Source organism: Ancylomarina euxina, assembly GCF_003863355.1.
In the GTDB taxonomy this organism is placed as follows: domain Bacteria; phylum Bacteroidota; class Bacteroidia; order Bacteroidales; family Marinifilaceae; genus Ancylomarina; species Ancylomarina euxinus.
Genome location: NZ_QQWG01000004.1, coordinates 121,329 through 135,499, shown reverse-complemented (window position 1 = coordinate 135,499; position 14,171 = coordinate 121,329). Strand labels below are relative to the sequence as shown.

The 14,171-nt window shown below is 33.7% G+C and carries 14 protein-coding genes; 11 read left to right on the top strand and 3 right to left on the bottom strand.

Going from position 1 to position 14,171, the window contains the following annotated elements; translation table 11 throughout:
* Positions 1-266 precede the first annotated feature (266 nt).
* On the top strand, positions 267-764 hold the full coding sequence (locus tag DWB61_RS05885) for a hypothetical protein (protein WP_125029973.1): 498 nt from the start codon (positions 267-269) through the stop codon (positions 762-764).
* Positions 765-983: 219 nt separating this feature from the next.
* On the opposite strand, the gene DWB61_RS05880 is transcribed toward DWB61_RS05885, so the two are convergent.
* Positions 984-1,427: a DMT family transporter gene (locus DWB61_RS05880; protein WP_125029972.1), complete on the bottom strand. Its 444-nt coding sequence runs from the start codon at positions 1,425-1,427 to the stop codon at positions 984-986.
* A gap of 138 nt (positions 1,428-1,565) precedes the next feature.
* Complete coding sequence (add, locus tag DWB61_RS05875) at positions 1,566-2,621, bottom strand: adenosine deaminase (RefSeq protein WP_197091131.1); 1,056 nt, start codon at positions 2,619-2,621, stop codon at positions 1,566-1,568.
* Between the two features lie 248 nt (positions 2,622-2,869).
* Here add and DWB61_RS05870 point away from each other — a divergent pair, with 248 nt between their 5' ends.
* The 3 genes from DWB61_RS05870 to DWB61_RS05860 all read left to right on the top strand — a co-directional run bounded on the left by DWB61_RS05870 (position 2,870) and on the right by DWB61_RS05860 (position 7,639).
* On the top strand, positions 2,870-3,445 hold the full coding sequence (locus DWB61_RS05870; protein ID WP_125029970.1) for a peptidylprolyl isomerase: 576 nt from the start codon (positions 2,870-2,872) through the stop codon (positions 3,443-3,445).
* Between the two features lie 81 nt (positions 3,446-3,526).
* Positions 3,527-5,437, top strand: a complete 1,911-nt coding sequence (locus tag DWB61_RS05865; protein WP_125029969.1) for a transglutaminase-like domain-containing protein — start codon at positions 3,527-3,529, stop codon at positions 5,435-5,437.
* 6 nt (positions 5,438-5,443) lie between these two features.
* On the top strand, positions 5,444-7,639 hold the full coding sequence (locus tag DWB61_RS05860) for a DUF3857 domain-containing protein (protein WP_125029968.1): 2,196 nt from the start codon (positions 5,444-5,446) through the stop codon (positions 7,637-7,639).
* A gap of 129 nt (positions 7,640-7,768) precedes the next feature.
* On the opposite strand, the gene DWB61_RS05855 is transcribed toward DWB61_RS05860, so the two are convergent.
* Complete coding sequence (locus tag DWB61_RS05855) at positions 7,769-8,398, bottom strand: hypothetical protein (protein WP_125029967.1); 630 nt, start codon at positions 8,396-8,398, stop codon at positions 7,769-7,771.
* Between the two features lie 1,107 nt (positions 8,399-9,505).
* On the opposite strand from DWB61_RS05855, the gene DWB61_RS05850 reads away from it, so the two are divergent.
* The 7 genes from DWB61_RS05850 to DWB61_RS05820 all read left to right on the top strand — a co-directional run bounded on the left by DWB61_RS05850 (position 9,506) and on the right by DWB61_RS05820 (position 13,853).
* Positions 9,506-10,084 (top strand): transposase, encoded by a 579-nt coding sequence (locus DWB61_RS05850; protein WP_125029966.1) that lies wholly within the window; start codon positions 9,506-9,508, stop codon positions 10,082-10,084.
* A gap of 413 nt (positions 10,085-10,497) precedes the next feature.
* Positions 10,498-10,860, top strand: coding sequence for a PadR family transcriptional regulator (locus DWB61_RS05845; protein WP_125029965.1), 363 nt, complete (start codon positions 10,498-10,500; stop codon positions 10,858-10,860).
* Positions 10,861-10,862: 2 nt separating this feature from the next.
* Positions 10,863-11,285, top strand: coding sequence for a hypothetical protein (locus DWB61_RS05840; RefSeq protein ID WP_125029964.1), 423 nt, complete (start codon positions 10,863-10,865; stop codon positions 11,283-11,285).
* Positions 11,286-11,504: 219 nt separating this feature from the next.
* Positions 11,505-12,059, top strand: coding sequence for a hypothetical protein (locus tag DWB61_RS05835; RefSeq protein ID WP_125029963.1), 555 nt, complete (start codon positions 11,505-11,507; stop codon positions 12,057-12,059).
* Between the two features lie 201 nt (positions 12,060-12,260).
* Positions 12,261-12,707 carry a hypothetical protein gene (locus DWB61_RS05830; RefSeq protein ID WP_125029962.1) on the top strand — a complete coding sequence of 149 codons (447 nt, stop codon included), beginning with the start codon at positions 12,261-12,263 and terminating at the stop codon, positions 12,705-12,707.
* A gap of 168 nt (positions 12,708-12,875) precedes the next feature.
* Complete coding sequence (locus tag DWB61_RS05825; protein ID WP_125029961.1) at positions 12,876-13,448, top strand: YdeI/OmpD-associated family protein; 573 nt, start codon at positions 12,876-12,878, stop codon at positions 13,446-13,448.
* 198 nt (positions 13,449-13,646) lie between these two features.
* Positions 13,647-13,853, top strand: coding sequence for a hypothetical protein (locus DWB61_RS05820; RefSeq protein WP_125029960.1), 207 nt, complete (start codon positions 13,647-13,649; stop codon positions 13,851-13,853).
* Positions 13,854-14,171 lie beyond the last annotated feature (318 nt).

Below are 14,171 nucleotides of genomic sequence, written 5' to 3'. Positions count from 1 at the left end.
AGGTACGTTCTGAGCCCATTTTTATTCTCTGACTTGAGTCTTAAAAATTAATCCCGGCTAGTTTTCTAGTCGGGATTATTATTTATACGCGTTCTAACTTTTTTGTATAAGCTTTGGAATAATGCTGAAAATCATTTTTATTAATTGACTATTGCTGGAATTGGTGTAAATTTATAAGTAATTCATCCTAAATAAAGCCTAAGCGTTTAAGACAAAATAATATTCACCCAATATTTTAAATTATGCTTATTCAAAAACAAATTTCGATGAGATGGCTAACGGTGGTATTGATGATGTGCCTCATGTTTAGCGTGAATTCCTGTAATAATGATGATGACGATGATGATGATGATAATAAGATATCATCTTATGTAGGAACCTGGCAGTTAACCGATGAAGGAGGACTTGAAAAACAAGTGCTGGTCATTACTGAAAGCACTTTTAAAATGACCATGAAATTATATTTTGAAGACCAATGGGTCGATATTATGCTTGTTGAAGGTAGCTACACGGTAGATGGAAATATGTTTACGCTGACGATTACCAGGCTTGGTATGATTGCTGATGAAGAGACCCTTGAAATGGTTTATTTTACCCCTGATGATCCTGAATGGGATTTACTTTTAGGTGATGAGTTTGAAATTGAAGGCCGTTTTGAAGCTAAATTTGTGGTTTCAGGCAATAAACTGACCATTATAACCGATGATAATGATGATGGTGTATTTGATCCAATTGAAGAAGGGGAAACTTTTACTAAAATTTAAAAGGTTTAAATAATAAATCGGTTGAGAATAGGATTCTGTTTGATTTATAGTTGTTTACGAAAATAGGAGAGTGGGCTCAGATATGTTCTGAGCCCACTTTTTTATCTCTACGATTTTGATATTTCAATGAATGATTTAATGAATTTGACAGAGATGAAAAGTGATTTTGTATGATCAGAAAAATATGAAATCAAAGCTAATCAGTGTCAATTTTATTTTTTAAAATTTCTGAATAAGGAGGATTCCTATAAATATTAAAAGCACACCTGCAATTCGTCCCCAATTGACTGGCTGTACAGGTACACCAAACAAACCAAAATGATCCAAAGCCAAAGAGAAAACCATTTGTCCAGCTATTATTAAACCAAAACTTAGAGCTGCGCCCAATCGAGGAACCAGAAAAATAATGGATGTTACATAAATAGAGCCCATAAGGCCACCGACCCAGGCATGTGCAGGAGCCTCTCTAATGGCTAGCAATATATTATTGGGAGTACGTGTTCCTATAATCACTGTCAGTAAAATAAAGCCACCTACAATGAAGTTGACCAATGCTGCCATAAGAGGCGCTTTAAGAAAAGTCCCCAATTTTGCGTTAATACTTGCTTGAATAGGTAATAAACAGCCAACAATAATGGCCAATAGCATTAGAAAGTATCTCATAGCTTATTAAAATTTGGCTACAAACTTAGCTAATTTATAATAATTCAGTGAAGAATCGTTGAGGAGAACTTTTCCTTCTTTTTGACTATCCCTTCAACCTTAATACCTATTCCAATATTTTAGCCGTATTCAAAACGATTAAATATAATCCCTTTGAATTTCCAAGCCCTTTTCTTTAAGTTCCTGAGTCACTTTTCTTAATAGCTTAACCTTTTGATTTAGAGGCAGAAAAGCAGATTTAAAACCGTTGGTAATCAGGTATTTTATTTCTTTAGGTGTGAAATTAAACTCTTTAATGGCTAATAAGTATTCGTCGGTAAGAGTCGTTTTGGATATTAATCTATTATCCGTATTGATAGTTACTCTTAAACCCATATCAAAATAGAATCTGATAGGATGTCTGGAATAGGATTCTATGGCTTTTGTTTGAAGATTTGAGGTAATGCACATCTCAAGCGGTATTCGATGATCATTGACATAGTTGAGTAGATCCCCATCTTCTTTTAATCTTGTGCCATGTCCAATTCTATTGGCTCTCACATGATGCAGTGCCTGGTGTATAGATTCCGGTCCATAAGCTTCACCTGCATGCACTGTGGTGTTAATATTGTTATTTATAATCAGATAAAAAGCTTCCTTATGATCTTTTGCAGGATAATTTTTTTCGGCACCAGCCAAGTCAAATCCCACAACACCATAGTTTTTATAGGCAACACAAAGTTCAGCTAGTATATCAGTTGTTTCAGGGCTTAAATGGCGCAGACCACATATGATGATACCAATGGTGATATTGAATTTTTTTTCAGCTCTACTTTTTCCATCCAATACGGCTTCTACAACCTTGCTTAGGGATAAGCCACCATTTACATGAAGTATAGGAGAGAATCTAATCTCTAAATACCTGATATTTTCGTCTGCACAATCCTCAGCCAATTCGTAGGTCGCACGTTCTAAAGCGTCTTTGGTTTGAAGAACAGAACAGGTGATATCAAAGGGGCGCAAATAATCTGTTAAGCTCTTACAATTGTTGCCAACTTCTAATATTTGCTTTAATTTCTCGGGATCTTTTTCTGGTAAGTCAATTTTATTTTTGATTGCAAGATCAATAATGGTTTCAACTCGCATTGATCCATCTAAATGGCAATGTAGTTCAGCTTTGGGCAAGCTCTTTATGAATTCTCGTGTAAGTTCCACTTTTATATCATTTTGTTAAAAGGAATAGCAAAATTTCTAAAAATAAAATGGTTGTGATAAAAGATTATCAGCGGAATGTGGCTGATAATTATCTTAAATTCTCTACAAAGATATCACTATATTTTAAAATGATAGAGTCATTCTAAATTGGGTGAGCTTTTTATGTTTATTTTTTTTAATCAGCCTTGTATAATTGAATAAAAGAGAGCAAATTGCGAGATCTATTTTTTTTAACTTAATTCTCCAATATGAAATTACATATTCTAGGCTTAATTCTTTGTTCCTGTTTGTCTGCATGTACAAAAACTGAATGTTCAATTGTAGTGATCGATACACCTTTAGGTTCTGTTGAACTAGAAATCTATGAACATAAAGCACCTATCACCGCAAAACATTTTCTATATAATATTGACAATAATATTTTTACGAAGGCTTGTTTCTACAGAGTTGTTCATATGGACAATCAAGAAGGACAAGAAATTAAAATCGAAGTGATACAAGCTGGTTTATTTCACGATTCGATAGTCGATCAAATGCCATGTATAGAACATGAAAGAACGGATCAAACAGGAATTCTACACAAAGATGGTGTTATTTCCATGGCACGGAATCAACCAAGTACTGCCTGTACCGAGTTTTTCATATGTGTGGGTGATCAGCCACATTTGGATGCGGGTGGCCTTCGTAACTCAGATAGTCAGGGCTTCGCTGCATTTGGGAAAGTTATAAAAGGAATGGACCTTGTCAGAAAAATTCAAAAGCAAAAGGAAGAGGGGCAGATGCTGATTGATCGTATTCCGATCATTTCAATAAAAAGAAAATAAGCTACTGCCAGAATCACGTATTTTAAAACCTTATTTGAATATCAGTCCTTGATACTTGATATAAATGAGAAAATTGATAAAATGAGTATAATTAAGAAAATTTGTTTGACAGTTGGTTTGTTGGGTATCGTTTGTGTGCTTAAAGCGCAGAATGATATAAGATCCTGGTATCAGATATTGAATGAGAACGACGATAAAAGTGCTGTAATAAGTGAATGGAATACCACCTTTGAGTTTGAAAAGCAGGCTAATCAGATGATGCCCAGGGTGATTAAAACCGATGTGTGTAAGATAATTCCCTTGTGCGGTCGACAGCTGACCAGAACCTACTTTACGAATTCACACAAAGCTCTTCAGAAGTACAAAATTGTATCATCAAAAGGGAATCGACGTGTAAAACCTGTTATTGGGGATCAGAAGGACACTGATATTTTTCAAACAGACGGTCAATATTATCTTTTTTCGCTGAATGTAACAGAAAATGATCAATATGTTGAGTTTAAGATTGTGACGGTTTATGATGATATCCGCTTTTTTACACGAGAAATTATTCCTGACAATCAGTTTTTTGTGAAAAACAGAAGTGTTAATGTTATAAAACCAAATTGGTTAAAATTAAACATAGGCAGCTATAACTTTGAACAAGTAAAAGTTCAAAAGTCAGATTCGATATCTGTTAATGGTAATCACATCATTAGATATAAATTTGATCATATCTCTTCTCCAATTCAATGTGACTATTCACCTTCGGCTCCGCATGAAGTACCTCATTTGTTTTTTTCAGCTGAGGCATACCAACAGGAAGAAACGCAATGGGAACCTATTTTAAAAACAACACAAGACCTCTATTTATGGTACAAAGAAATGTTGGGGAATAGTGATCTGAATTCTAAAAGTTTTGCATCTGTACTTCCTGAAATTCTGAAAAATAAAAGGAGTAAACAAGATAGCGTCCGTTCTATATTTTATTGGGTACAGGATAATATCCGATATATTGCATTTGAGAAAGGGATAGATGGGTTCAGACCTCAGAGCGCTGACTTGGTTTTTAAAAATAAATATGGCGATTGTAAGGGGATGGCAAATCTTTTAAAAGCCATGTTAAATACCGCTGGATTTGATGCACGCTTATGCTGGTTGGGAACACGAGATTTACCTTATACCTATTCAACATCATCAATTGCAGTAGATAATCATATGATTTGCACGTTGATTGACAAGGAGGATAAAATCTATTTGGATGCAACCGAGAGATTTGTTCGCTTGGGAGATTGTGGAGAAAGAATTCAATCCAAAGAGGTTTTAATTGAAGATGGTCAATCGTTTATAATCGATACAATCGAAGCAGATGGTATGCTGGCGAATCGTAAAAATTATAACTTGAAATTAGGGCTTAAAGAGAAAAGCCTTAAAGGTGAAATGAGTTTCGAGTATGTGGGCGAAAGTCAAAGAAGGTTTTTCCAGTTTATGTCCACGCAAAAAGTAGAAGATCAAGAAAAGACGATTATTAATTTACTAAATAATAAGGTGTCGTGCGAGATTGATTCAATACACCCATTGCCAATTGAATTTGAGCGTGACACCAATTTTGTGATGCAATCAAGGGTTCTAAAATCGAATGCCTTGTTAAAAATTGGTGATGAAGTCTATCTGGGCATCTCCGATTTAACACCCTATTTTAATCCTTATATCGATACGCTTAAATGTAATAAATTGTGTTTTAATCAAACGATTAATGAGAATGTGAAGGTTGATTTTGAAATACCTGAGGAATTAAATCTGAAAAGCTTACCAAAGTCAATTACGGTTCAGTTTAATGATGTTTCTTTTAAAGCAGGTTTTGATAGTAGTAATGGGAGAGTAAGCTATTTTTCCCAATTACAGATTCCCAATCGAATTTTCACAGCTAAGGAGCTGTCGAATTTATTAGATTTATTGAAACAACAAAAAAAATACCGAAGTCAGAAAATAGTGTTTGAAACAAAATTGTAAAAGGAAATGCGTAAAATTTTATTAATTATCATCTTGTTTGTTAGCTGCTGTCAAGCTTTTGGACAAATGGACTCTTTAAGAGAAATTCAGTTGCGAAAATTATTTTGGGACAATCCAACAGAAAAATGGAAGGCGACTGAAATACCAAGCAAATGGGACAATGAGTCAGCGGTTATTCTAGCTAAGGAAACTAATTATTGGGTGAAAAAACTAGCTATTATATCTGTCTTAGAGGAGAAATATCATACCCATAAGAGAATAAAAGTTCTGGATGATAATGCAGTTACTGCTTATTCTCAATTCACTTTTGGAGAAACAGAAAATAGAGGCTATAACAGTATTTTCTCATCAAATTCCGAGTCTTATTACTATGGAATTAAATTGATTAAGCCCGATGGAAGAGAAGAACTTATTGATAATTCGGAAGAGGTGCGCGAAGAGGTTTCGCATCGCAGGTCAAAAGTCGGATACAATAAAATAGCGATTCCTAATTTGGAAAAGGGAGATATCATAGACTTCTATTATTGTGTTGAAAGCCAGTTTTCGATGAATGCGTTTTATGTTTTTGATGCCATTCGTTATTTCATTAACGATAATTACCCGATAGTCCATCAGGAACTCACTGTTGAGCTTGCCCGAAGATGTTATTTGAACTGTAAATCCGTAAATGGAGCACCAGAATTACTTGAAGACAGCACGGGGGGTAATAAAAGAGTTTTTACTTATCGTATGACCGATCAAAATAGAAATAAATTAGAGATTCAAGGCTGGTCATATCCTTATGCAGAGCTGCCATGTATTAAGTTTCAAGCTTTCAATTCTGCACCCGCTTTTACGGTGATTCCACCTTATGCCGATTTTTGGGGAGAACTTCAGAAAATAAAATCGGATGTAAATTTGAAGGGTTTGATAGGTTTATCTAAAACGATACAAAACCCTGGTTATGGGGTTTATTATTCGTCATTGAAAAAATATATCAAAGGCAAGTATGGGAAAAAAGCCATGGTAAAGCCTGAGCTTATTGTGAACGATGCCTATTTCTTTCTACGTGAATTCTGGTGCCAACAGCCTTTATTTATGGAAGCTCAAAATGGTGGCTCATGGTATAACTTTAATATGAATAAATTGGTAGGAGCAATGAGTCGTTTGCTTAGATATTATGAGATTGAACATGATATCCTGTTTATAGTTCCTAAATTTCTGGGTAAGGAATCTGACCTCTTGTTTATTGATGAGCTACGTGTGGGTTTGCATGTAAAAGGTTCTGACAAGGCAATTTTCATAACAGACTTGAATTTAAATTCGTTTCCAAACCTGACTCCAGATTATTTTAAAGGGGTTAAGGCTTATGCTGTTCCAATACTGGCAGAAAATCCCAATGTAAAGGAAATTGAAATTCCACTTGGTAAGCGTGGAAAAGTGGATATTGATATTCAATCTGAACTTTCGCTTGATTGTGAGAATTCAAAATTGGAACTTGTATCTGAATTTAATATTTCAGGCTTGGCTAAGCAGCAATGGGATTCAATCGTTCTTAATCGTGCGGTTTATCATCGAGAATTTAAATCTGCAGAGTATGGCAAGTATATAGAGGATAAAGGCAAAAGGAAAGATTTAGATGCCTATCGAAATTTTCAGGCTAAATTAGCCATACAATTGGAGGAAGGGGATAAGCTTAGATTGAAAAAAATGGAAAAACAATTGGAATATTTCTTTGGGATAAATCAGCCTAAAGTATTGGAGTTTGAGCTTATTTCTTCAGGTCGGTGGTTTGAGAATGAAGATTTGAAATTTAGACTTAAGTGGGAGACAGGTGAGCCTCTTGTTTCGGCAGGTGAGAATCTGTTTTTATCGATAGGTAAATTTTCAAAGCGTGGAATTAATAAAGCAGATTTGGAGAAAGATAGACGCTTGGATATTCATTTCGAAGGAGGAAATATGATCTCCCATGATATTAAAATTAGAGTTCCCGAAACCTATAAGGTCAGTGGATTAGAAAATTTGGTAAGCCATTTTGAAGATAAAAACTTTAAAATAAATTGTATCGTTGATACGACCGCAGGATATTCAAAAGTGCGTTTTCAACAAGAAATAAAATCTAATCACTTAGATAAATCAGAATGGAATAATGTTGTTTCCTTTTTTGATCGCTGTAAAGACATGAACGAAAAGCAGCTTTTAATTCAATTGGAAGGTAATTAAAAGAAAAAGGCGAGTCTAATTTATTATTGAACTCGCCTTTTTATATCTCCTGCATGAGTTTAATAAGACTCATCAGTACTGAAGTTATTCGAAAAATTTAAAAGAGAGCTTTCTTTTTTTTGTCTGCCTTTAAATTGGCTCAAGAATAAAAGTGACTGGCTTTGAGCGTTGACCAACGATTTTACCTTTTTTCATGAAATAGGCCGTATATACTCGGGTTTCTGGTACTTGAGGGTTTATTCTTGGAAAGGTGTCGTTATAGTAGTGTTGTGTGACTGTTTCCTGATATTCTTTTTCCCCATTATTGATAACACAAGTCAACCGAATGCCACTGTAAGGTCCTTTGGTATACTTTACCTGAGGAAAACCTGCAACTGATTTTGTGCTTAGAGTAGGAAAATCTATATCCACATCAATCACGCGTTTGGTGTTGTCCATACCTAAATCGACAATCACAGCTGGGCTGCAATTCGGACTCATTTGGATATCTTTTTTAGTGACCCGAATCTCTTTTGTTAACGGATTAAGTAACTCGTTGCATGTTTGGGTTGCAGCACGTGCCTCAGCATGCAAGGCATTTTTCCTATTACAGGCATCAACATAAGCCTTTAGGTGCGCTTTTAGGCTTGTGATTTTAGCCTCATCCAAAGCAAGGATTGGGACATAGTTATCAATTTTCGATTCAAAATTATGGACTTTACTGATAAAATCTTCCTCTTTTTTCGCAATGAAATCGACTAATACGGTAGTTTGAGACATCTTTTTAGATTTTAAGTTTACATTAAATTCGTATAGGTATTAATGAAGTTATATAACTCTCAGGTAGAGAGTTGTATCGTTTATATTAAAATTAGACATAAAATATTTATTTTCTAATTATTTTAATATTTCTTTATCGTAATCATCAGTTTACCAGTAAAATGGGGTGTTTGGGGCTGTGTTTTTTTTTTCATTTTATAAAAATAATTCAAATTGAAGATTGTGAAAATTTACTAGAAAAAATATTATTTCCTTATGTTAATTATTTTATATTTTCATCTGCAAAAAGTGCTGATTGCAGTTCTTTTTTAATCGTCTGTAAGCCGCATGAAAAAAGGTTTTTATATTTTAGGTTCCGTTTTTTAGTGCTTTAGTGTCAAATCTGCCGTTTTAGTATATGGTTAAGCAACTTGTGAGTGTTTGACTTGCTCTATTCTTTTGCTCATCGTATGTTGAGAGGATAATGTGGCTTCGTGTTTTTTGTCATTATAATCTTGGTGTTTTTACTGAATCGAAACTTCTACACGAAATAGTAGGTCTGATATATTTTCTAGTAGGCCTGCTGAGTCCTTTAGTAGGTCTGATATATTTTCTAGTAGGCCTGCTGAGTCCTTTAGTAGGCCTGATATATTTTCTAGTAGGCCTGCTGAGTCCTTTAGTAGGTCTGATATATTTTCTAGTAGGCCTGATGAGTCCTTTAGTAGGTCTAATATATTTTCTAGTAGGCCTGCTGAGTCCTTTAGTAGGCCTGATATATTTTCTAGTAGGGCTGATATTTCTTTGAGGAGCTTTTCCTCGGTCTTGTAGTCGTACTGATATATTGTGTAGTAGTCTTAATATTTCTTCGAGAAGAAGCTCCTCGGTCTTGTCGTCGTGCCAAGAGTTTATTAAGCAGATCTAGCTAATGGGAGGAGTGAAGCTTATCCCATAAATTCTGATTGTATATTTATTATGTAGAGCTATTCTATTTTAAATAGACTTGTCATTTTACATGTATGCAGATATTATTTAATCCATTTTATCTGTAAATTTAGATTATCCAATCATAAGATAGTCGTAGAGATGTCTAAATTAGTCATATCTACGAGTATGAAATGAATAAATAATATGACTGAAAAATTCCAAAATAAATATCGGATTAAAACGACGCGTTTACAGAATTGGGATTATACTAGCAATGCGGCCTATTTTGTGACCATTTGCACACAAAACAGAGAACATTATTTTGGTGAAATTACAAATCAGGTCATGCAATTATCTGAAATTGGTGATATGGCAAACAAATATTGGCTAGAAATACCCGAACATTTTCCATTTGTAGAATTGGGTGAATTTGTGGTTATGCCAAACCATGTACATGGGATCATTATAATCAACAAACCAGATGATGAACAATCCAATAATGATTGCACCGTAGAGACAAGGCATGCCTTGTCTCTACCACAACCACAATGCGAAACATTGGGGGAAAAACGATTCCAAAATCAGGGTAAAGGATCCTTATCATCAATAATTGGTTCATATAAATCTGTATTAACAAAAAACGCCCGTAAAATCCATCCCAATTTTGAATGGCAATCCCGATTTCACGATCATATTATTCGTAAGGACCAATCGTTCCGTAACATTAGCGATTATATTAAAAATAATCCTACCAAATGGACCGGCGATAAATTTCACGAATAACCCAATAATGAATACCCTGTGCAGACAAAGCATGCCTTGTCTCAACCACCACAACAACACAAAACAATTGGGCAATAACCGTTTTTGCAATACATTGCATCTCCACCAATACCGTCATCTCAATTATAAAGAGTGTTTCTATTTTAAATAGACTTGGCGTTTTACTTGAATTGTAGATACTGTTTAATGTGATTAATTCTTAATTTTAGAGACTTTAAGGTAGAGGTGTTGTTATCCCCATACTGGAGGGATAACAACACTTTTTCAGAAGATACATAAGAAATAACATCAATACTGATGTTATACATACGGTAGGTGTAATTTCCCAAAAACTTTGAAATATTACTAAAATTTTGATATTAAAGAAATAATTATATCTTTGTATTATACAAGTTGAATAATACTATTTGATTATGACAAAAGAAATATTACCAGATTTGCTCTCTTCTTGGGAGGAAACATACAAAAAAGGACAACTTACTTTATGGATATTCCTTGCATTAAAGGATGGACAAAAATATGTTGACGAAATCAAGGAATTTATTGAAATTAAATCCCAAAGCACAATCAATTGTGAGGAACAAAGCCTCTATAGAAACTTACGGAAATATGAACATATTGACGTGGTATCGTTTGAAAATAGAAAAGGGAATAAAGGACCTGACAGAAAATATTACTACTTGACCAAAATGGGAACTGAATTACTTGAAAAATTTATCGAAAGGAATATCAAACTGTTCTTCTCTAATGAAATAAATAATCTTTTAAACAAATAATTATGAAAGCACTAATAACACCCAATTTGTTAAGATTCACTCTTGTAACAGTGGTACTTACAATAATATTCAGATTAGGATTGAGTACGTCAATAACTAATAAAATTATTATTGCCGTAATTATATCCGCAGTTGTTTATGCCATTTTGATGTGGATTAATGGAAGTTTCTTTGGTAGAAAAGATTATGAATATCTTCCATTTTATGACATCGGATTTAGATTTCATCTTTCAACTTTTTTAGCTCACAACATTATATCTATATTTTGGTTTGTATTTGGTTTTGAATCAAAATATGAAAACATCAATACAATTTATATCACAGCATTAATTTGGTCTGTATTTCTAATTGTACATATGATTTATTATCTTTCCGTAAGAAAATCATCAATTAAAAATTTGGATAAGGAAGACTTATTTGAATAAGTAAACTACACCTAACAAAAGCTAAATTTCATGGGCGGCAATGTGCAGTTTGAAAGTTTAGTGCAATTAAGAAACACCAGCAAGCCAATTCAATTGGTTGTTAAAAAATATAAGCAAATTTAATCGGCTTGCTTCCGCGCGGTTTGAAAGGATAATTCTTTTAAATCACCCACGCAACTTAGTAAGACCTTTAGTCAGAATTTTAAAAAAAGGAAAGAAGTGATACATAAATTAAATTTAGAACTCTCTACAGAGCACCCTGCATATTTATGGGCAAAGAAACAATCAGACTCAGTAAACGCCTTAGGACATATTGGCACACATATTGATTGCTATACACTTTCACCCTCAGAAGCAAATTATGAATTAGAAGCAGTTTTATTAAACTGCTTCAACGATATGCCTAAAATATCAGATATAGATAAAATAAATATCCGAGGTAAGGCTTTAATTCTTTACACTGATGTTTTGAATAAACATGGATATGGCACAGAGGAATATGGTAAAGCAAATACTTTTTTATCCGAACCAGTTCTTGATTATATCTTGTCTTTAGAACCAAAGTTTATCTTAATCGACTCTTGTGGTATTGGAAACCATGGAGACGAACACATTAAATTTGATAAGAAATGTGAAAAAAAACATTGTTTCGTAATTGAAAATATCTTTATGAATCAAACTATTGCCAAATCAATAACCAATATTAAAATCAAAATTGAAACTAATAATTCTTCCACTGGGAAAGCATGTCAAGTGTATGCTGTGACAAAATAAAAAAAGCTAAATTTCATGGGCGTTAACGAGCAGTTCGAAAGTTTAGTTCAATTAACCCCGACTCATCGGGGCCAGCAAGCCACCAAGATTTTTATGCGGCTTGTTTCCGCGCGGTTTGAAAGGATAATTCTTTTAAATCGCCCACGCAACTTAGCAAGACCATTAGATAGAATTCATAGACAAAAACACGATAATTAGTAAATGGAGATCTTAACTAAAATAATATCATTTCTTGGACTCGGAGGACTAATTGCTTCTCCAATTGTAATTCTATACAGATTAAATAAACGAAATGTAAAATATACATTTTTAGCATACTTAACTCTAGGATTAATTATAACAGCAAGTATCGTATTGGCTTTTGCATGGTGGGCTGACATCTCAAATAAAATTCTATTATCACATTACGGATATGACTTTGATGCATGGAACGATACAGACAGATTTACGAATGTGACTAAAGAAAATATGGCACGAGTAAAAAGCCTTGAATCCAACATGTTGGGAATAGGATGGCCACTAAAAGCTATTCTGTTTTATATCTTCTATTCTCCTTATTTATTACTTGTATTTCTAATCACATACATAGTTAAAAGAAATAAAATAAAGAACATACATCTAACAAAAGCTAAATTTCATGGGCGGTGATGTGCAGTTTGAAAGCTTAGTTCAATTAAGAAATACCAGCAAGCCAACTAAATTGGCTTGTTCAAAAAATATAAACAATTTTACTCGGCTTGCTTTCGAGCGGATTGAAAGGGTAAGTCTTCGAAATCGCCCACGCAACTTAGTAAGACCTTTAGGCACATTAAAGAAATGAACGAAATAACAACCAAATACTTCATTGAACGAATAGAATGGAGAAAGTGGCTCGAAAAGAATTTTGAGACTAAGAATGATATTTGGTTGGAGTATCCTTTAAAGAAGACTGGAAAGAAACGAATCTTGTATAATGACGCCGTTGAAGAAGCACTTTGTTTTGGATGGATTGACAGTACAGTTAAATCACTAAACGAAGAGACCACAATTCAAAGATTTTGCAAAAGAAGAAAAAACTCGACTTTCTCACAACCCAATATAGAACGCTTGAAATGGCTAATTGAAAAGGACTTGATTCACAAGTCAATTAAGCCCGAAGTTTTAAAAATAATTCAACAAGAATTCGTTTTTCCGAAAGACATAATTAAGCAGTTAAAATCAGATATGACCGTTTGGAAGAATTATCAGATTCTTTCAGAACCATATAAACGAATTAGAATTGCTTACATTGATAGTGCAAGAAAAAGACCTGATGAATTTGATAAACGTTTGAATAACTTCATTGAAAAGACAAAAGAAAACAAGCTGATCAAAGGTTATGGCGGCATTGATAAATACTATGAAAAATAAAAACTACGACCAATAGTGTATAAAAACAATAGCCGAAACAGTCGTGAATTCAGGATCAGCCCATCTCGACTTTCTTGTAGCTTGAAAGAAAGTGCCAGACAGTCGGCTACTATTCTTATACTATCCTTTACCATATCCAATGTGCCTTAACGAACATTTCAGAGAGAAACTCACCTTATTAATTTAAAAAGATACAAAATGAAAAAAGTAACTAATATACAAATCATAACCTTTTTTGCACTCCTAGCCTATATAATTTGGGAATTTTATGTGTGGAATTGGGCAATATCTCAAGAGTATGGCGGTGCAATAATTCGAGTGGATTTAGTAATCATTTTACCAGTATTATTAGTTCTAATTATCGTTTCACTAGTTCAGTTTTTCAGAAAAAAAACAATTAAATAAATACCCTAGAAGAATGCTAATCCCTAAAATATTGGGTAAACTTTAAACTGCAAACGTCAAAAGAAATAAATGTTGTAAGTAACAATTAGATACTAAAAAATTAGCAAGCCAATTATTATGACCGCATTATACGTCATGCTGACTTATACAATAGTTCGTGAGATATGAGATTTGAGACATGAGAAGATTTGCAAACTGCTTATAACTAGGATGTTTCTGGAAATACAAACAATCTATTACAGTCTCATTATCAGACATCTACAAAACCATACCGAACCATTGTTATATAGACGAATAAGCAACTATATTATCAATTAT